We start from the raw sequence: 20,484 nt of genomic DNA, 5'->3' as shown, positions 1-20,484 counted from the left end.
GACCTTTTCTACATACTAAAGGAGTGTTGAAAAATGGAATGGTCAGAAGTAGAAGTCCATACTACGAATGAAGCAGTGGAGCCAGTTGCGAATGTTTTAACAGAATTTGGCGCAGCGGGCGTATCAATTGAAGATGTAGCAGATTTTTTACGTGAGCGCGAAGATAAATTTGGAGAAATTTATGCGCTTAGACGAGAAGATTATCCAGAAGATGGCGTCATCATTAAAGCTTATTTCTTAAAAACAACCGAATTTGTCGAGCAAATCCCAGAAATCGAACAAACATTGAAAAATCTCAGCACGTTTGATATTCCGCTAGGCAAGTTCCAATTTGTTGTAAATGATGTGGACGATGAGGAGTGGGCTACTGCGTGGAAAAAATACTATCATCCAGTTCAAATCACAGACCGTATCACGATTGTCCCAAGTTGGGAATCATACACACCCTCTGCTAACGAAATAATCATTGAGCTTGATCCAGGAATGGCTTTCGGTACAGGGACACACCCGACAACACAACTTTGTATTCGTGCACTGAGCAATTATTTACAACCAGGGGATGAAGTCATTGACGTTGGTACGGGTTCGGGTGTCTTAAGTATCGCCAGTGCCAAACTAGGAGCTAAATCTATTTTAGCAACAGACCTCGACGAAATTGCCACTCGTGCAGCAGAAGAAAATATTACTTTAAATAAAACAGAACACATTATTACTGTAAAACAAAATAATCTACTTCAAGATATTAACAAAACAAATGTAGATATTGTTGTCGCAAACATTTTAGCGGAAGTTATTTTACTTTTCCCAGAAGATGTTTATAAAGCACTCAAACCAGGCGGGGTTTTCATTGCTTCCGGAATTATTGAAGACAAAGCGAAAGTAGTCGAAGAAGCACTTAAAAATGCTGGACTTATTATTGAAAAAATGGAGCAACAAGGGGATTGGGTTGCGATTATTTCCAAACGAGGAGTGGAATAAATGCAGCGTTATTTTGTAACATCTGAGCTAGAGAATGATAACGATACACTGGCCATTACAGGAGAAAATTTCCATCATATTGCACGTGTAATGCGGATGAAAGAATCCGACCAAGTTTTCATTGTTTTCCCGAGCAAAAAAACATGCATCGCTGCTATTACGGCAATAAATGAGGAAGAGGTATTATTAAATTTAGTGAAATGGCTAGAAGAAGATACCGAATTGCCTATTGAAATCACCATCGCGAGCGGTCTACCAAAAGGCGACAAACTAGAACTCATCATTCAAAAAAGTACAGAACTAGGCGCACACAAATTTATCTCCTATAAAGCAGAACGATCTGTGGTGAAATGGGATGACAAGAAAGTCATCAAAAAAATTGAGCGACTTCAAAAAATTGCGCAAGAAGCTGCTGAACAATCGCACAGGACAATCATTCCAGAAGTTCATTATGCTGCTAGTTTCAAAGAGTTAATGTTTGGCCATGTTCACTATGACTTTGTTATCGCTGCATATGAAGAGAGCGCCAGAGAAGGCGAGGATAGTGCACTTGCCAGCTTATTTCAAACAATGAAGCCTGGACAGTCTGTTTTGTGTATTTTTGGACCAGAGGGCGGCATTAGTGAAAAAGAGCTATTGCTTCTTGAAGAAGCGAACGCAAAACTTGCCGGACTCGGCCCAAGAATTTTAAGAACAGAAACTGCTCCGCTCTATGTATTATCAGCTGCTTCTTTCTATTTTGACCTTTACAAAAATAAAAATCGTTAACATTTCAAAGTTTTATACGAAAGTTAACGATTTCATGTTGACGATGCCCGATGTTTCGTATATAATTTTTAATGAGTGAATGCTTATCTGCATTACTTCAGAATAATTCATAATTTATTTTCCGTTATGTCCTATTCTGGAACTTAAATGAAGGATTTAAGTGAGTGCATGTAAGTGCCGGAGGGAGGGAAAGAGAGATGTCAAAAACAGTAGTTCGTAAAAACGAATCGCTTGAAGATGCTCTTCGTCGCTTTAAACGTACTGTTTCCAAAAGTGGAACTTTGCAAGAATCCAGAAAGCGCGAATTTTATGAAAAACCAAGCGTAAAACGTAAGAAAAAATCCGAAGCAGCAAGAAAACGCAAATTCTAATTAAAAGGCGATGATTTCGTTGACACTGCTTGACAAGTTAAATGAAGATATGAAACAAGCGATGCGCGATAAAGAGAAAGAAAAACTTTCCGTTATTCGTATGTTAAAAGCAGCTTTACAAAACGAAGCAATTCACCAAGGTGTGAAAGATCTTACTCCGGATGATGAAGTAACCGTGATTTCCCGCGAACTCAAACAACGCAGAGATTCTCTAGCAGAGTTTGACAAAGCTGGACGTAGCGACCTTTCTGATAAAGTCCGTTCCGAGATTGTCATTGTGGAGGACTACGCGCCAAAACAATTGACTCCTGAAGAGCTTGAGAATATTGTGAAAGCAACTATCGAAGAAGTTGGCGCATCTAGTAAAGCTGATTTCGGCAAAGTAATGTCCGCAATTATGCCTAAAGTAAAGGGCAAAGCTGACGGCGGTGCTGTTAACCAATTCGTAAAAAAATATCTTTCATAAACTAATTCAAACTAGTTTTGAAACATTAAGAAACAGGATTACTTCCTATTTTATGGAGGAAATCCTGTTTTTTTACGCCTATTTTCACTTGAATTGCGTTGTTGCTATCGCTTCGTTTTTCAAGCAAGGCAATTTCGTGTATAATATAACTAATCAAGGCACTTATAACAGGTGAAGGGGTTAGCCAATGCTAAATGAATTTAATGAAGTAGTCGAATTATCTGATGACACAAATATTCAAGATTTATTCGGCAATAATAATAAGAATATCGAACTTTTAGAAGAGTTACTTCAAGTGAAAATCATTACTCGGGGAGAGTCACTATCTATTACAGGTGAAGAAGAGCCTGTACAGCATACGACTGCCGTTTTAAATGAACTTATTCTGACAGTAAAACGGGGCATTCATATTGATGGTAGAGATATCGCCCAAGCAGTGAAAATGCAAAGAAATGGAACACTTATTTACTTCCATACCTTATTTGAAGAAGAAATTACGAAGAATGCAAAAGGAACGCCAATTAGACCAAAAACATTCGGACAAAGAACTTATATTCAAATGATTAAAAAACACGACATCGTTTTCGGCGTTGGTCCAGCAGGTACTGGTAAAACATATTTAGCAGTTGTTATGGCAGTTGACGCATGGAAAAAAGGAAATGTTAGCAAAATCATTTTAACAAGACCTGCCGTTGAAGCTGGCGAAAGTTTAGGTTTTTTGCCAGGAGATTTAAAAGAAAAAGTAGATCCTTATTTACGCCCTGTATACGACGCGTTATACGACATTTTTGGTACAGAGCATACAACAAGGCTAATGGACCGGGGCGTTATTGAAATAGCTCCTCTGGCTTATATGCGTGGACGTACACTTGATCATGCCTTTGTTATTTTAGACGAAGCACAAAATACGACCATTGCCCAAATGAAAATGTTTTTAACACGACTTGGTTATGACTCCAAAATGATTGTCAATGGAGATATGACGCAAATTGACTTACCAAAAGGTGCAACTAGTGGTCTTGTCAATGCGGAACAAGTTTTAAAAGATGTAAAAGATATCGGTTTTGTTTACTTTGAACATCACGATGTAGTCAGACACCCGCTCGTTGCTGAAATTATCAAAGCTTACGAAGGGAAACAAAATTAGAGAGGAGACAAAGATGTGAAACTAGCCAAGAAATGGAGAGATTGGTACATCGAAAGTGGAAAGAAATACCTTTTTCCACTGCTCCTAGTTTGCTTTGCGGTTATAGCGTATTTTCTCGTTTGCCAAATGACGAAACCGGAATCATACAATGTTAAGTTATTTCAAGTAGCTGAAAAAACGATTCGTTCACCTCAAACGGTGGAAGATACAGAAAAAACAAAAGAAGAAAGGACCAAAGCAAGTGATGCTGTAGAAGATGTGTATGTCTACAATCGCGAAACTGGTCAAAACCGAGTAGCACTTATCCAAAGTTTATTCGCCTATGTAAATGAAGTGAACGCAGAAGCGCAAGAAAAAGATACTAAGAATAAAGAGAAAGCAAAAAAAGAGAATAAGCCTGCTCCTGCGCCAACGTCAACCGAAGATAAATTAAAAAACTTAAAAGACAAATTATCTAGTAACGTATCTGAAAAAATAACTTCTAACATATCTGACGAAGTTTTCACTACTTTAATCGAAGCGAAAAGTAAAGATTTTAATGTCATGGAAGACGTGGTTACAACAGAAGTTGAAAAATCCATGGAAAATAAAATTCGAGATGAAAACTTGAATTCTGTGAAAATTAGAGCTCGTGATGATATTGAACTTTCAGCGATACCAGCTTACTACAAAAATGTCTCAAAAGCCTTAGTTTCCTATGCTATCGTACCGAATGAAGTTTATGATGAAGAGCAGACAGATGCACGACGTAAAGAAGCTGCGCAATCCGTTGTTCCTGTGAAAATCTTACAAGGGCAAGTTATTGTTCAAGAAGGCCAAATTGTAGATAGAGAAACATATCGTCAGCTAAAAATGCTACATTTACTTGATCAAAAAATGCCTGTAAAACAATACGCCGGATTTGCTATTTTCATTATTGCTTTAGCAGCAATTCTATTCCTCTACACGAAAAAACAAACACAACCTAAAGCGAAAAAAATGCAGACGATGCTTATTTTTTCTTCGGTTTATCTTGTATCTTTGTTTATGTTATTCATTATTTTATTTTTAGAAACGCAAAATATCGCGAATATTGCTTTCTTATTCCCAGCAGCCTTTGCTCCAATGATACTCAAAATTTTACTTAATGAGAAATATGCCTTTTTAAGCGTCATTTTTATTGCTGTAACTAGTTTGTTAACATTTCAAAATGATGCTACAAGCGGTATAACTATTTTTATTTTATTGAGTGGAGCGACGAGTGTTGTTATGTTACGGGACTATAGTAGACGTTCGGCTATCATGTTGTCTGGTTTTATGGTCGGTTTAATTAATATGATTTATGTGTTACTTTTATTATTAATAAATAACAGCACACTACTGCAAGTTTCTACACTAATGGCGCTTGGATATGCCTTTTTAGGTGGATTTGGCGCGTTTATCCTCGGAGTAGGAGTTATTCCGTTATTCGAAACGATTTTTGGGTTGTTAACAACGAGTCGTTTGGTCGAATTGGCTAATCCAAACCATCCATTATTGAAGAAAATATTAATGAAAGCTCCTGGTACGTATCATCATAGTATGATGGTAGCCAACTTAGCAGAAGCATGCGCTGACAAAATCGGAGCCAATAGTTTACTTGTTCGTGTTGGCTGTTTTTATCATGATATAGGAAAAACATTAAGACCACCTTATTTTGTGGAAAATCAATTGCAAGGAATAAATCCGCACGATAGACTGACACCAGAACAAAGTCGTGATATAATTCTCTCGCATACAAAAGACGGAGCAGAGATTTTAAAAGAAAATCATATGCCACAACCGATTATTGATATCGCACTCCAACATCACGGGACGACACTGCTTAAATATTTCTATTTTAAAGCGAAAGAAACAAACCCGGATGTGAAAGAGGCAGATTATCGTTACAGTGGTCCAAAGCCACAAACAAAAGAAATTGCCATTATCAATATATCGGATAGTGTTGAAGCGGCAGTTCGTTCTTCCACAGAGCCAACCATGGCAAAAATAACAGAAATTATTGACGGAATCATTAAAGATCGTTTCCTTGATGGGCAATTTACAGAATGTGACATTACAATACAAGAAATTAAAATCATTCGTGACACCTTAATCGCCACATTAAACGGAATATATCATCAACGAATTCAATATCCTGATGACAAAGATTGAAATAGGAGGGCAAAAGATGACGGTCTTAGAAATTGATTTACTAGACGAAACCAAGAATTTACTTGATGAAGATAAACAGCTAGTTGAAAATATTTTACAATTTGCTGCTGAATATTTAAAAATCGAGCAAGGGACAGAGCTGTCACTCACTTTTACAACGAATGAAGGTATTCGCGAGATTAACCGAGAATATCGGGATAAAGATCAAGCAACTGATGTTATTTCGTTCGCGCTGGAAGAAATGGGCGACGGGGAAACAGAGATTGATTGGGGCGAATTTGATCTTGAAACGCCTCGCATGCTTGGTGATATTATTATTTCGACTGAAAAAGCAGAAGAGCAAGCCAAAGATTACGGACATACAAAAGCAAGAGAATTAGGTTTCTTAGCAGTTCATGGATTACTGCACTTGCTTGGGTATGATCATATGGAGCCTGACGAAGAGAAAGTCATGTTTGGCTTACAAAAAGAAGTGTTGGATGCTTATGGACTTGAAAGATAGAAAATACAAACGTAGTAAAAATTATGCAGAATCTTTTCATCATGCTTTTACTGGACTAAAAACTGCTTTTTTAGAAGAACGAAATATGAGATTTCATACTTTTGCAGCTCTTGCAGTTATTATTTGCGGCTTTTTCTTTCATGTAACTAAATCTGAATGGATTTTATTAATTCTTTCTATTTTTGGTGTGTTAACGCTAGAGATGGTGAACACAGCGATTGAACGAGCGGTAGATGTGGCGACAGAGCAATACATTGATGAAGCGAAAAAAGCAAAGGATGTTGCTGCTGGAGCGGTACTGTTAGCAGCAATTGTAGCAAGTTTTATTGGACTAATAATATTCATACCATACTTTTGCCAGATGTTTTTATAAAAAGAAGGGATTGTGACTTGGTAAATGAAAGAAAATAATTTTATCTCACTCGCTAAACAAGCAAGAGAATTTGCGTATGTTCCTTACTCGAAATTTCCAGTAGGAGCAGCTCTTGTTACGAAAGATGACGAGGTTGTACTTGGCTGTAATATCGAAAACGCATCATTCGGTTTAACAAACTGCGCAGAACGGACAGCTATTTTTAAAGCTGTATCAGAAGGAAAACGAGATTTTAAACAGTTAGTTGTCGTAGCGGATACAGACGGCCCTGTTTCGCCGTGTGGGGCATGCAGACAAGTCATCAGTGAATTTTGTGCGCCAGATATGCCGGTAATATTAACAAATTTAACAGGAAAAACAGCGACGGTAACAGTGAAAGAACTTTTACCGGGCGCATTCACATCGGAGGATATGTTATGAGTGAACCATTTAAATCAGGATTTGTAGCTATAGTTGGGCGACCTAACGTTGGGAAATCAACTTTATTAAATCACATTATTGGCCAAAAAATTGCTATTATGAGTGATAAAGCCCAAACAACAAGGAATAAAGTACAAGGTGTTTATACAACAGATGAATCACAAATTATTTTTATTGATACACCAGGTATACATAAACCAAAGCATAAGTTAGGCGATTTCATGGTGAAGATTGCGCTAAATACGTTCCAAGAAGTAGACTTAATTTATTTTGTAATCGATGCATCTACTGGATTTGGACGCGGAGATGAATTTATTATTGAAAAACTTAAAAACGTACAAACCCCCGTTTTTCTTTTGATTAATAAGATTGATTTGATTGCTCCAGAAGATTTATTCAAGTTAATTGAACAGTACCGCGATCTGATGGACTTCGATGAGATTATTCCTATTTCAGCACTTCAAGGAAATAACGTACCTAACTTACTAGAACAAACGAATGCTAACTTAGAAATTGGACCAATGTATTATCCAAAAGATCAAATCACGGACCACCCTGAGCGTTTCATCATCTCGGAATTAATTCGTGAACAGGTTTTACAATTAACAAGAGAAGAAGTTCCGCATTCTGTGGCAGTGGTTATTGAAGGAATTGAAAAAAACCCTAAAACAGAAAAGCTTACAATCAATGCTACAATTATTGTAGAAAGAAGCACACAAAAAGGAATCATTATTGGTAAACAAGGTCAAATGCTAAAACAAATTGGTATGCGCGCTAGAAAAGAAATTGAACGCTTACTCGGCTCCAAAGTCTTCTTAGAAATTTGGGTAAAAGTTCAAAAAAACTGGCGTGACAAAGAACATTATTTGCAAGATTACGGTTTCGACCGCGAAGAGTATTAAAAAAGCATCTGGCGCACAATTGGAGTTGTGCGCCAGATGCTTTTTTAATTATTCTTTACTTGTAGTCCAGTTATAGTTATCATATTCTACGTCATATGGTCCAAGGTTATACACTTCATAGTAAAGCGTTAATTCTTTCGTCTCACCAGGTTGAATTTCTCCTTCAAAGCCTTCTTCTGTAATTTGTTGGCCATAATCATCATCCGCATTATCATAAAGCGCAATGTCTTCGGAATAGAAGCTTATTGGATCAGAACTTGTATTTGCGTATTTCACTTTTACTTTATAAATATCGTAGCTTTCCTTTATTTGGAACAGCTCAGGTTTATAAATGGTAACCGTACTATCATTTTCTATCTCAACAGATTCTCCGTAACTTACGTCTATGTAGTCGTCATAGTAATCATCATCATAGTCTTCTGAATAATCATTTGTAAATGGGTCATTGCTCGAATTGTAATTATGAATAGAAAGAGGGTTATTAAATCCTTCAAATAATTTAATCGTCGTTATATTGAGTCCAGCTACTAATACTAAAAAGCCGATTCCCACGGATAATCCCGCAACAATAATGCCCGCCCATTTCTCTTTTCTTACAATAAGCAAAATAATCCCCACAACAACTCCTATGAATGTGAGTATAAATAAGCTAACTAATAATATAAGTAACATACCCATAGTAAAAAATCCTCTCTGACTTACCTTTTTCTCTATTTTACAATAGGCATACGTGGAAAGATAGCAAAAAATATAAAAAGACATAATCGTTAAGAAAATGTTATAATAAGACGTGTAAAAAAGGGAGGGGTGCCACATGGAGAAATGCGAAGGAATCGTGATACGACAAACGAGTTACCGTGAATCAGATAAAATTGTCCGAATGTATACACGTGAATTCGGAAAAATTGGTGTGGTAGCTCGCGGGGCAAAAAAAACGAAAAGCAGATTGGCTGCAGTAACACAACTATTTACGAATGGTTATTTTACTTTCTTCGGAGGTAATGGACTCGGCACACTTCAACAAGGAGAAGTAATAGAAACATTCTCCTCTATTCAGCAAGATATTTTTATGACTGCTTATGCGACCTATGTTTGCGAATTGTTGGATAAAGCAACAGAAGAACGTCAACCGAATCCGTATCTATACGAATTAACTTTTCAAATTTTACGAGATATCGACGAAGGTTATGATCCGCAAATCCTTACTCAAATATATGAAATGAAAATGTTGCCTGTGCTCGGTCTTTATCCAACGATGGATAAATGTGCTATTTGCGGCGAAACAACTGGACATTTTGATTTTTCGACAAGCAGTAATGGTATTATTTGTCATCGCTGTTTTGAGAAAGATCGGTACAGAATGCATTTGCCGGAAAATGTCGTAAAGCTTTTACGCCTGTTTTTCATTTTTCAATTGGATAGACTTGGCAACATTGATGTAAAGCAAGAAACAAAAGACTGGCTTCAAAAAGCAATTGATACTTACTACGATGAATATTCTGGTTTGTATTTAAAAAGCAGGAAATTTATACGAGAAATGGACAAATGGGAAAATATGTTAAAAAAAGATAGCGATGATTGACTTTTTAGCAAAAATACAGTATCTTTTAATATATCAACTAATAGGTGCGTTGAAGGAAAATAGTAACAAAAAGCTCTATTTTTAGCGAGTTCGGGTTTGGTGGGAGCCGAATATTTAACTTTTTGTGAAGGCGTTCTGGAGTACAGCGAAATCAAGGTGGGAATTGTTTAATTCCAAATAGGGTGGAACCGCGAGCTAACTCTCGTCCCTATATGCTTTAAATCAGCATATAGAGACGAGAGTTTTTATATTGGCTGAATTATTTTTGGAGGTGGAAGCAATGAATTTACAAACAATGATTAGAACATTACAAGATTATTGGTCCGAGCAAGGTTGTATCATGTTGCAATCGTATGATGTGGAAAAAGGTGCGGGCACAATGAGCCCGTATACTTTCTTAAAAGCAATTGGTCCAGAGCCGTGGAAAGCGGGTTACGTAGAGCCGTCGCGTCGTCCTGCTGATGGTCGTTACGGAGAAAATCCAAACAGATTATTCCAACATCACCAATTTCAAGTAGTGATGAAGCCTTCTCCTGACAATATTCAAGAGCTTTACCTAGGTTCTTTAGAAAAATTAGGTATTAATCCGTTAGAACATGATATCCGTTTTGTAGAGGATAACTGGGAGAATCCATCCCTTGGCTGTGCGGGTCTTGGTTGGGAAGTATGGTTAGATGGAATGGAAATTACTCAATTCACTTATTTCCAACAAGTAGGTGGTTTAGAATGTTTCCCTGTTACTTCCGAAATCACGTATGGTGTAGAACGTTTAGCAAGTTATATTCAAGATAAAGAGAATGTATTTGATTTAGAATGGACAGAAGGCATTAGTTACCGCGATATTTTCTTCCAAGCAGAATTCGAAAACTCGACATATGCATTTGAAACTTCGAACACAGATATGTTGTTAACGCTTTTCGACACATATGAAAGAGAAGCCACTCGCCAAATGCAAGACGGTCTTGTTTTCCCAGCATATGATTACGTATTAAAATGTTCGCATACTTTTAACCTTTTAGATGCTCGCGGGGTTGTTTCCGTTACCGAACGTGCGCAGTATATTGGCCGAATCAGAAACTTAGCAAGACGTATCGCGAAAACATTTTATGAATCACGAGAAAAATTGGGCTTCCCATTACTCAAAGAAGAGGGAGGAAAACGTCATGAGTAAAGACTTTTTATTAGAAATTGGTTTAGAAGAAATGCCTGCACAATATGTGTCTAGTTCTGTTTTACAATTAGAAAAACGTGTAACGGACTGGTTAACTGAAAATAAAATTGAGTTTGGCGAAATTAAAACCTATTCGACACCAAGACGCTTAACTGTACTTGTGGAAGCAATGGCAGAAGAACAAGCAAACCGTGTAGAAGAAGCAAAAGGTCCAGCGAAAAAAATTGCTTTGGATGAAGAAGGCAATTGGTCAAAAGCTGCACTAGGTTTTGCAAAAAGTCAAAAAGTTGACCCCGCCGATCTTACTTTCCGTGACATTAAAGGTGTTGAATACATCTATATTAAAAAAGAAGTAATCGGCGAAAAAACAAGCGCCTTACTACCAAGCTTAGAAAAAGTGGTAACTAGCATGACTTTCCCTGTAAGCATGCACTGGGGTAGTAATGATTTACGTTACATTCGCCCGATTAAATGGCTGATTGCTATGTTTGGTGAAGAAATTATTCCATTTGAAATTACTGGAGTGGCAACAAGCAACACATCGCGAGGCCACCGTTTCTTAGGGAAATCAGCTACGATTAAACAGCCTAGTGACTATCCAAATGCATTACTAGAACAATTCGTAGTTGTTAATGCTGAAGAACGTAAACAAGCAATTGTAGAACAATTACGCGAACTGGAATCAATGGAAAATTGGCAAATTAAAGAAGACGATGACTTGCTAGAAGAAGTCACAAATCTGGTTGAATATCCAACTGTTTTATCTGGTAATTTTGAAAAAGAATATTTAGAGCTACCGGAAGAAGTGTTAATCACCACAATGAAAGAACACCAACGTTATTTCCCTGTATTTAGCCAAGAAGACGAGCTCTTACCTCATTTTGTTACAGTGCGTAATGGGAATCATGAAAACCTAGATACAGTAGCCCGAGGAAACGAAAAAGTGTTACGCGCTCGTTTGTCAGACGCTGATTTCTTCTATCAAGAAGATTTAAAAATGACGATTGACGAAGCAGTTGCTAAACTTCAAAATATCGTTTTCCATGAAAAATTAGGTACATTAACAGAGAAAATGAAACGTGTTCAAAAAGTAGCTTTAATGCTTGCGGACTACCTAGATTGGCAAGAAGAAGATAAACAAGATATTATCCGTTTAACGAATATTTATAAATTCGATTTAGTGACAAACATTGTCGGTGAATTCCCTGAACTACAAGGGTTAATGGGTGAGAAGTATGCCTTATTACAAGGTGAAAAACCTGCAATCGCAACTGCTATTCGCGAACATTATTTGCCAAACTCAGCGGAAGGTGAATTACCACAAACAGATTTAGGTTCTTTAATTGCTATTGCAGATAAATTAGAAACACTTATCGGATTTTTCTGCGTGAACATTGTTCCAACTGGTTCCGCTGATCCATTTGGTTTACGCCGTAGTGCTTTCGGAGCGATGCGTATTATCCAAGCAAACGGTTGGAATATCCCAATGCTAGAAGTTATTTCCCGAATTGTGGATATGGAACGTGCAGAAGGCTCTACAGAATTACCAGACGCAGATGTTAAGAAAGAAGTACAGACTTTCTTGAAAAATCGCCTACGTGTTATTCTACAAGGGCACCATATTCGTCATGATATTATTGATGCTGTTATCGGCGGAGACCCTAATGTGATTCCGCAACTTATCGATCGGGCGCAAATTCTAAATGAACATGCAGAGGCTGAATGGTTCCGTCCAACGATTGAAGCACTTAGTCGTGTCGTAAAAATTGCTAAAAAATATGAAGATGGCGTGGAAGTTGATCCAGCGTTATTTGAAAATGAATACGAACAAGCTCTCTTTGATAAATTAGAAAAACTGAAATTCGATTATGCCGGTCTAACCATTATTGAACGATTAAAAGCTTTTGCGGATTTACGAACAACAATTGATGCTTATTTTGATAATACGCTTGTTATGAGTGATAATGATGAATTGAAAAATAACCGTCTAGCACTTCTATTCGAATTGGCAAGCTTTATTAAAGAATTTGCTCAAATGGATGAAATTAATGTAAAATAAAGAAAGAATTTGAGCAAAGAGGAGGAAGTATGTATGACTCAACCAGCCGTATACGTGGTTTCCGATTCAACAGGAGAAACGGCCGAACTTGTGACAAGAGCGGCACTTAGTCAATTTGGTCAGACACCGAAATTTATCCATCGTTTTCACCACGTCGATTCTTCTCATATGATTGAAGAAATTGTCGACTTAGTGGCCGTGAATAATGGTATTATCGTCCATACGATTGTACTAGAGAGCGTTCGAGAAGAGCTAAACAAAACAGCCCAAGCTTTCGGTGTGCCAATTATCGACTTATTTGGTCCGCTTTTAAACCAGTTAGAGGAAACATATAAAATCAAGCCACTTTCTGAACCAGGACGCGTTCGTTCGATGGATGAAGCGTATTTCAATAAAGTAGCAGCAATCGAATTTGCCGTTGAAAATGATGACGGACGTAATCCAAGAGGTATTTTACAAGCGGATTATGTTTTAATTGGTATTTCAAGAACATCAAAAACGCCTTTATCACAGTATTTAGCTCTAAAAGGCTTGAAAATCGTTAATATTCCAATCGTTCCAGAAGCACAAATCCCAGATGAACTTTTTGAAATTGATCCGAAAAAAATTATTGGCCTAAAAATCAGCAAACAAAAATTGACGAAAATCAGACAAGAACGATTAATTTCCATTGGTCTGCCTGGTGCAGGTACGTATGCAAGTAATCAACGTATTGATGAGGAACTAGCCATTTTTAATAAACTAGCGAGCAAACTTAATTGTTTCGTCTTAGATGTGACAAATAAAGCCATTGAAGAGACTGCAAATGAGATTTTAATCCATATTGGTGAAATTGTTGATGAAAATTTAGAATTATAAGAAGGACTTTTGCTTTTTGTGGCGAATATATATATTATACGGGAAAATCTGCTTGTAAAAGTTAGTATCTTCCCGTATAATCTAAATTCGCTTACAAAAAAGCTAAATCTATGCATATTACTTTAAAAACGGGTGGAAAAACTCGTTTTTTAACGTGCCTTCATAGATTTTGAAGAGAGGATGGAATGTGTGCCACAAATTTTGGTAGATGCAGATGCTTGCCCAGTGAAAGCAGAAATAAAACAAGTAGCAAAAGAATTTCAATTAGAAGTTACTTTTGTCGCCTCGTTTAACCATTACTCTGTCAATACCAATGGAGAGAACTGGATTTTTGTTGATACGGGAAAAGAATCAGCGGACATGCGAATGATGAATTTAGCCAAAAAAGGCGATATTATCGTGACACAAGATATTGGCCTAGCTAGCATTCTACTTGCAAAAGGCACATTTGTCTTTTCTAATCGCGGTGAACTTTACCGAGAAGAAGAAATGTCATTAATGTTAGATATTCGCTATAGACATGCCAAAGAAAGGCAACAAGGCAAATATAGCAAAGGTCCAAAAGCAATGAGCGATCAAGATCGTTCCCTTTTCAAAGACCGATTGACGACATTTTTGCAAAATAAGTAAATAGGAGTTGACTGTCAACATGGCGCGGATTCCTGAAGAAGTAATTGATCAAGTCCGGAATCAAGCGGATATAGTCGATATAATTGGTAATTATGTCCAATTAAAAAAGCAGGGACGAAATTACTCTGGCTTATGTCCTTTCCACGGTGAAAAAACGCCATCCTTTTCCGTATCACCGGAAAAACAGATTTTCCATTGTTTTGGTTGTGGTAAGGGAGGAAATGTTTTTTCTTTTCTAATGGAGCATGACGGACTCACTTTTGTTGAATCGGTAAAAAAAGTGGCAGACATGAGTCATTTAGATGTGGCTATCGAGCTCCCTGAAGAACGAGATACAAGTAATTTGCCAAAAGAAACTTCTGAAACAGCAAAAATGGTGGAAATGCACCAGCTTACTGCCAAACTTTACCATTATATTTTAATGGAAACCGAAGAAGGCACAGCAGCATTAACTTATTTGAAAGAGCGTGGTATGTCTGAACAAATGATGACCACTTTCCAAATTGGTTTTGCACCTAATCACCATGCAACAATTACTTCTTTTTTAGAAAAACGAGGCATGGATTTACAATTAGCCGGTGCAGCTGGACTTTTATCCGAACGTGATGATGGGCAGATGGTGGATCGTTTTCGTAATCGAATTATGTTTCCAATTACGAATGATCGTGGACAAATTATTGCCTTTTCTGGCCGGTTATTTGATCGTGATGATGGTCCTAAATATTTAAATAGCCCTGAAACGCCTGTTTTCAATAAAAGACGAATATTGTTTCATTTTTCAGAAGCAAGACAAGCTATTAGAAAACAAGAAGAAATTACGCTCATGGAAGGATTTATGGATGTTATTTCCGCAGAAGAAGCAGGTGTTCAAAATGCAGTGGCTTCGATGGGGACAAGTTTAACGGAAGAACATGCAGATTTAATTAAACGACTTACTAACCGGGCGATTATTTGTTATGACGGTGACAGGGCTGGAATTGAAGCAGCCTATAAAGCTGGCACACTTCTAGTTGAACGGAATCGTTTAGATGTTTTTGTTTTGCAACTTCCAGCTGGAAAAGATCCTGATGATTTCATTCGAGCAAGTGGTCCAGAAAAATTCAAAGAAGTCTATAAGCAACAACGAATGACTTGGACAGCTTTTAAAATTCATTATTTACGTAAAGAACGCAATTTACAGAATGAGACAGATCAAATTGGTTATATTGATGATTGTTTGCGTGAAATTGCAAAACTGGATCAAGCCGTCGAACGTGAATTATACTTAAAACAACTAGCGGATGAATTTGAATTAACGATAGAAACATTAAAACAACAATTACAGCAATCACTAAAAAATAGTCAAAAATCAAGGCAAATGGCTAGTTATAATGAACCACCAATAGATGATTCTTTTATGGGGATGATGCCTCAAGAAGATACAGAAATGCTATTTTCTTTTGAGCAGCCAACCCAAAAGTTATCTGCCCATACAATCTCAGAGCAGCAGCTAATGAAAGCAATGATGGAAAGCCGAGATAACTTTCTTTTAATTAAGCAACTTCTCGGTGATACGACGTTTTACCATGATAATTACGAAGCGCTTTATACCTATCTAATTGGTTATTTTGCGGAAGGTAATGATGCGGATCCAACGAAATTCATGGATAGTGTTCCTGATGCTGCAATGAAAGGACTTATTAGTAGCCTAGAAATGGTTATTAGTCCAGATGAACAAGGTAAACCCCAGTTTGAAGACTATATTAGAAGTCTAAAACGCTATAAATTAGAACAAAAGAAAAAAGAACTTGAGCAAGAACTAGCAACGTATAATCGTGAAAACGATAATGAAAACGAAATTCGCGTCATGCTCGAAATTGTCCAACTCAACCGTCAGTTAAACAGCGGCCAATTGGATTAATAACGTTTTAAAACCGCTAAATGATGGTATTATTACCTAAGAGAAGCCTTTTAATAAGGTTAGCGGCATTTTGGAAGGAGGAATACAGGCAGTTATGAGTGATAAAACAAAAAACACAAAACCAGTTGCTGAACTAAGTGTTGAGCAAGTAAAAGAAGCCCTGATAGAAGAAGGTAAGAAAAAGGGGATTTTAACTTATGCAAAAATCGCTGCCAGATTAGCTCCATTCACTTTGGATTCCGATCAAATGGATGAGTATTTAGAACATGTTGGTGAAGCAGGAATTGAAGTTTCTGACGATGCAGATGACGAGGATCCAGATGAAACAGAACTTGTAAAAGAAGAAACCGAATCCTTTGATTTAACAGATATGAGTGTACCACCAGGCGTAAAAATTAATGACCCTGTTCGCATGTATCTAAAAGAAATTGGTCGAGTAGACTTACTTACAGCGGATGAAGAAATTGCCTTAGCAAAACGTATCGAAGCTGGCGACATTGAAGCCAAAGGACGTCTTGCAGAAGCTAACCTACGCCTTGTTGTAAGTATTGCAAAACGTTATGTTGGTCGTGGTATGTTATTCCTTGATTTAATTCAAGAAGGTAACATGGGGCTAATGAAAGCCGTTGAAAAATTTGACTTTAATAAAGGGTTTAAATTCAGTACCTATGCAACGTGGTGGATTCGTCAAGCGATAACCCGTGCGATTGCGGACCAAGCTAGAACAATCCGTATTCCGGTGCATATGGTTGAAACAATCAACAAACTAATCCGTGTACAACGCTCCTTATTACAAGATTTAGGCCGCGATCCTTCACCAGAAGAAATTGGTGAAGAAATGGACTTACCAACTGAAAAAGTTCGGGAAATCCTTAAAATCGCACAAGAGCCAGTTTCCCTTGAAACACCAATTGGTGAAGAAGACGATTCACATCTAGGCGATTTTATCGAAGACCAAGATGCAACTTCACCGTCCGATCACGCAGCATACGAATTACTAAAAGAACAACTAGAAGATGTGCTTGATACATTAACTGACCGTGAAGAAAATGTACTTCGCTTACGTTTTGGTCTAGATGATGGTCGTACGCGCACTTTAGAAGAAGTTGGTCGTGTATTTGGTGTAACTCGTGAACGGATTCGTCAAATTGAAGCCAAAGCTTTACGTAAATTACGTCATCCAAGCCGCAGCAAACAATTGAAAGACTTCCTGGAATAATGCACAACCGGGCAGGAGGACAAACCGTTCTCCTGCCTTTTTAATGAAAATGAAAGTAGGGAACCAAATGAACGAAGAGCAACTATCGAAGCGACTCGAAAAAGTGGCTTCTTACATAACAAAAAATGAACGAATCGCAGACATCGGAAGCGATCATGCTTATTTACCATGTTTTGCAGTTAAAAATCAAACGGCTTCGTTCGCTATTGCTGGCGAAGTGGTTGATGGACCTTTTCAATCTGCACAAAAACAAGTTCGTTCTTCTGGCTTAACAGAACAAATTGATGTTAGAAAAGGGAACGGTTTAGCTGTTATCGAAAAAAAGGATGTAATTGATACAATTGTGATCGCTGGCATGGGTGGCGCGTTAATACGCACTATTTTAGAAGAAGGTGCCGCAAAATTAGCCGGTGTAACCAAACTAATTTTGCAACCTAATATTGCAGCATGGCAATTAAGAGAATGGTCCGAACAAAACAATTGGCTTATTACCTCTGAAGCAATTTTACGCGAAGATAATAAAATTTATGAAATCATGGTGTTAGCTCCTTCTAAAAAACCAGTTGCTTGGACTAAGCAAGAAATATTTTTCGGACCATGTTTACTAAAAGATCAAAGCGCCATTTTCAAAAGCAAATGGCGACATGAAGCAAATACATGGCAAAATATTATTCAGACTATTTCTAACAACCAACCAGTTTCACCAGAAAACCAAGCGAAAATTCGTGAATTAGAACATAAAATCGCATTAGTAGAGGATGTGCTAAAATGAAAGTCGCAAATGGCTATGAATACACAGCAATAATGGAAAAAATCGCACCAAAAAAACTCGCAATGGAAGGCGATCCCATTGGTTTACAAGTAGGAGATTTATCAAGAAAAGTAAGAAAAATCATGTTTACCTTAGATGTATTAGAAGAAGTTGTGGATGAAGCTATTGAGAAAAAAGTGGATTTAATTATCGCACATCATCCGTTCTTATATCGACCAACGCAACATATCGACACAACAACTAAACAAGGAAAAATGATAAAAAAATTAATCAAACATGATATTACCGTATTCGCTGCACACACAAACCTTGATATCGCTCAAGGAGGCGTGAACGATATTTTAGCAGATTTACTCCATTTACAAAATACAACGATGATTGAGGAGACCTACTCCGAACCATATTGTAAAATCGCTGTGTATGTACCAGAAAATGAGTTAGAAAGCGTTCGATTGGCACTTGTAAATAACGGTGCTGGACAAATAGGGACAGAATATACAGAGTGCACCTTCCATACGACCGGGATTGGTTCTTTCAAACCAGGAGCAAACGCCAACCCAACTATCGGCGAAAAAGATGCGTTGACTTCTGTTCCTGAAGTTAAAATAGAAGCTATATTTCCACAGTATTTAACGGAAACTATCACTAAAGCAGTTAAAATTGCGCATCCATATGAAGAACCCGCGATTGATGTATATACGCTTGAAATGCAGACTTATAAAGAAGGATTAGGTCGTGTTGGCATGCTTCCTAAAAAACTCGGCATGGTTTCATTTATCGATAAATTAAAAACTGCTTTCGCTATTGATAATGTTCGTTTTATTGGGGATTTAAAAACAACTGTCCATAAAGTAGCAATCATTGGTGGCGATGGAAATAAATTTATCCACCAAGCAAAATCCACTGGTGCAGATGTTTTTATTACTGGTGATGTTTATTATCACACAGGGCATGACTTATTAGCTATTAATCTTCCAACTATTGACGCTGGTCATAATATCGAAAAAGTGATGAAAGGCTATCTGAAAAATAAAATGGAAGAACAAGCAAAAATTTTGGATTATGAAGCAGAATTTATTGTTTCAGAAGTAAATACAGACCCATTCCAATTTTGTTGATAAAAAAACCGAGTAACTCCTTTGTTTAAGGGAGTTGCTCGGTTTTTAGCTTCCGCCATTTTTCAAGTGAGCTAACCGTTGACTTCTTTTTTCAGCCATGTACTTATTCTTCGTTTTGGGTAGAATACGCTCAAAGTCCTGATTATGCTCGCGTTTCCAAGTATTTTTATCTGCCGCATCAAATTGCTCCAAAAACAATAGCACTTCACGAACAAGTTGTGTTGGCGTACTTGCTCCGGCTGTAACTGCTACTTTTTTTGCGTCTTTGATCCACTCTATATCTAATTCCGTAATATCGGCAATTCGGTACGCCTTTGTGCCAGCTTTCTCTATCGAAACTTGGGCTAAACGAGCAGTATTATTACTTCTAGGATCACCAACAACAATAGTGAGATCAGCATCTTTGGCTTGTAATGCGACAGCTTCTTGCCGCACTTGGGTGGCCATACATATTTCTTGATGTTGAATAGCTTTCGGGAATTTCCCCTTTATATAATGCATTAAATCAGCGACATCCCATTTGCTCATCGTTGTTTGGTTCGTAACAAAAATTTTATCGGAAAGTAATGAAAGAGCATCAATATCTGCTTTCGTTTCTACTAGGTGAACAACATCTGGTGCTGTTCCGTATGCGCCTTCTGGTTCAGGATGTCCTTTTTTTCCTATATAAATAATTTCATAGCCAGCCGCTTGTTTTTCTAAAATTAAATTATAGGTGTGAAGTACATCTGGACAGGTTGCGTCGATTGTCGTTAAGCCTTTTGCTACTGCCTTCGCTTTGACGGAAGGAGAAACACCATGTGCGGTAAATATAACCGTTCCTGTGGTTATTTTATCTAAAATTTCTTCTCGATTAGCGCCATCTACTGTATAAATACCAATGGATTCAAATGCATCGGTGACATGTTTATTATGAACAATCATACCTAAAATATGAATTGGCCGAGGCAAGTTTGGATCAAGGGATGCATTTTTAGCAATCACCATCGCATCGATGACTCCGTAGCAATAACCACGAGGAGATATTTTGATAATTTCCATTCGAAAACATCCTCATTTCTGTATTAGATTCTTTA

Annotated in this window: 21 protein-coding genes and 1 other annotated feature; of the genes, 19 read left to right on the top strand and 2 right to left on the bottom strand. The window is 37.4% G+C overall.

What is annotated here, in order from left to right:
• The first annotated feature begins 33 nt into the window (after positions 1-33).
• The 10 genes from prmA to era all read left to right on the top strand — a co-directional run bounded on the left by prmA (position 34) and on the right by era (position 8,099).
• Positions 34-978: a 50S ribosomal protein L11 methyltransferase gene (gene prmA / locus CKV70_RS07460; RefSeq protein WP_010990133.1), complete on the top strand. Its 945-nt coding sequence runs from the start codon at positions 34-36 to the stop codon at positions 976-978.
• Positions 979-1,746, top strand: coding sequence for a 16S rRNA (uracil(1498)-N(3))-methyltransferase (locus tag CKV70_RS07455; protein WP_003721977.1), 768 nt, complete (start codon positions 979-981; stop codon positions 1,744-1,746). It abuts the gene before it with no gap.
• Between the two features lie 197 nt (positions 1,747-1,943).
• The gene (gene rpsU / locus CKV70_RS07450) at positions 1,944-2,117 is read left to right on the top strand and encodes a 30S ribosomal protein S21 (RefSeq protein WP_003719762.1); all 174 of its coding nucleotides are present in this window, start codon (positions 1,944-1,946) and stop codon (positions 2,115-2,117) included.
• Between the two features lie 19 nt (positions 2,118-2,136).
• Positions 2,137-2,583, top strand: a complete 447-nt coding sequence (locus CKV70_RS07445) for a GatB/YqeY domain-containing protein (RefSeq protein WP_003736634.1) — start codon at positions 2,137-2,139, stop codon at positions 2,581-2,583.
• 187 nt (positions 2,584-2,770) lie between these two features.
• Positions 2,771-3,730, top strand: coding sequence for a PhoH family protein (locus tag CKV70_RS07440; RefSeq protein ID WP_003721973.1), 960 nt, complete (start codon positions 2,771-2,773; stop codon positions 3,728-3,730).
• 15 nt (positions 3,731-3,745) lie between these two features.
• Positions 3,746-5,902 carry a cyclic-di-AMP phosphodiesterase PgpH gene (gene pgpH, locus CKV70_RS07435; RefSeq protein WP_003721972.1) on the top strand — a complete coding sequence of 719 codons (2,157 nt, stop codon included), beginning with the start codon at positions 3,746-3,748 and terminating at the stop codon, positions 5,900-5,902.
• A gap of 16 nt (positions 5,903-5,918) precedes the next feature.
• Positions 5,919-6,404, top strand: a complete 486-nt coding sequence (gene ybeY / locus CKV70_RS07430) for an rRNA maturation RNase YbeY (protein ID WP_003721971.1) — start codon at positions 5,919-5,921, stop codon at positions 6,402-6,404.
• Positions 6,382-6,777, top strand: a complete 396-nt coding sequence (locus CKV70_RS07425; protein ID WP_003721970.1) for a diacylglycerol kinase family protein — start codon at positions 6,382-6,384, stop codon at positions 6,775-6,777. Before ybeY ends, CKV70_RS07425 begins: the two co-directional genes overlap by 23 nt.
• A gap of 24 nt (positions 6,778-6,801) precedes the next feature.
• Positions 6,802-7,197, top strand: coding sequence for a cytidine deaminase (locus CKV70_RS07420; protein WP_003721969.1), 396 nt, complete (start codon positions 6,802-6,804; stop codon positions 7,195-7,197).
• Positions 7,194-8,099, top strand: a complete 906-nt coding sequence (era, locus tag CKV70_RS07415; protein ID WP_003721968.1) for a GTPase Era — start codon at positions 7,194-7,196, stop codon at positions 8,097-8,099. The genes CKV70_RS07420 and era overlap by 4 nt, the downstream gene beginning before the upstream one ends.
• Before the next feature lie 48 nt (positions 8,100-8,147).
• Here the strand turns inward: era and CKV70_RS07410 are convergent, their stop codons facing one another.
• Positions 8,148-8,777: a DUF4352 domain-containing protein gene (locus tag CKV70_RS07410; RefSeq protein WP_014930943.1), complete on the bottom strand. Its 630-nt coding sequence runs from the start codon at positions 8,775-8,777 to the stop codon at positions 8,148-8,150.
• Between the two features lie 136 nt (positions 8,778-8,913).
• On the opposite strand from CKV70_RS07410, the gene recO reads away from it, so the two are divergent.
• The 9 genes from recO to CKV70_RS07365 all read left to right on the top strand — a co-directional run bounded on the left by recO (position 8,914) and on the right by CKV70_RS07365 (position 19,408).
• Entirely contained in the window at positions 8,914-9,681 is a 768-nt protein-coding gene (gene recO / locus CKV70_RS07405; protein WP_003730435.1) for a DNA repair protein RecO, read from the top strand.
• A gap of 40 nt (positions 9,682-9,721) precedes the next feature.
• Positions 9,722-9,894: a binding site (T-box leader), on the top strand.
• 67 nt (positions 9,895-9,961) lie between these two features.
• Entirely contained in the window at positions 9,962-10,852 is an 891-nt protein-coding gene (gene glyQ / locus CKV70_RS07400; protein ID WP_003721965.1) for a glycine--tRNA ligase subunit alpha, read from the top strand.
• On the top strand, positions 10,845-12,911 hold the full coding sequence (gene glyS / locus CKV70_RS07395; RefSeq protein WP_003732342.1) for a glycine--tRNA ligase subunit beta: 2,067 nt from the start codon (positions 10,845-10,847) through the stop codon (positions 12,909-12,911). Before glyQ ends, glyS begins: the two co-directional genes overlap by 8 nt.
• A gap of 33 nt (positions 12,912-12,944) precedes the next feature.
• Positions 12,945-13,769, top strand: coding sequence for a pyruvate, water dikinase regulatory protein (locus tag CKV70_RS07390; RefSeq protein WP_003721963.1), 825 nt, complete (start codon positions 12,945-12,947; stop codon positions 13,767-13,769).
• A 189-nt stretch (positions 13,770-13,958) separates the two neighbouring features.
• A complete protein-coding gene (locus CKV70_RS07385; RefSeq protein ID WP_003732341.1) occupies positions 13,959-14,399 on the top strand; it encodes a YaiI/YqxD family protein in 441 nt (146 codons plus the stop codon).
• Between the two features lie 19 nt (positions 14,400-14,418).
• Positions 14,419-16,299 (top strand): DNA primase, encoded by a 1,881-nt coding sequence (gene dnaG, locus CKV70_RS07380; RefSeq protein ID WP_003721961.1) that lies wholly within the window; start codon positions 14,419-14,421, stop codon positions 16,297-16,299.
• Between the two features lie 94 nt (positions 16,300-16,393).
• Entirely contained in the window at positions 16,394-17,518 is a 1,125-nt protein-coding gene (gene rpoD, locus CKV70_RS07375) for an RNA polymerase sigma factor RpoD (protein ID WP_003721960.1), read from the top strand.
• Positions 17,519-17,585: 67 nt separating this feature from the next.
• Complete coding sequence (locus tag CKV70_RS07370) at positions 17,586-18,290, top strand: tRNA (adenine(22)-N(1))-methyltransferase (RefSeq protein WP_014930942.1); 705 nt, start codon at positions 17,586-17,588, stop codon at positions 18,288-18,290.
• Positions 18,287-19,408, top strand: a complete 1,122-nt coding sequence (locus CKV70_RS07365; protein WP_003732339.1) for a Nif3-like dinuclear metal center hexameric protein — start codon at positions 18,287-18,289, stop codon at positions 19,406-19,408. Before CKV70_RS07370 ends, CKV70_RS07365 begins: the two co-directional genes overlap by 4 nt.
• 45 nt (positions 19,409-19,453) lie before the next feature.
• Here CKV70_RS07365 and CKV70_RS07360 read toward each other — a convergent pair whose 3' ends face one another.
• The gene (locus CKV70_RS07360) at positions 19,454-20,449 is read right to left on the bottom strand and encodes a 4-hydroxy-3-methylbut-2-enyl diphosphate reductase (protein WP_014600834.1); all 996 of its coding nucleotides are present in this window, start codon (positions 20,447-20,449) and stop codon (positions 19,454-19,456) included.
• Between the last annotated feature and the right edge of the window lie 35 nt (positions 20,450-20,484).

This window comes from Listeria monocytogenes (assembly GCF_900187225.1).
Classification (GTDB): domain Bacteria; phylum Bacillota; class Bacilli; order Lactobacillales; family Listeriaceae; genus Listeria; species Listeria monocytogenes.
This window is presented reverse-complemented; position numbering and strand designations above follow the sequence as displayed.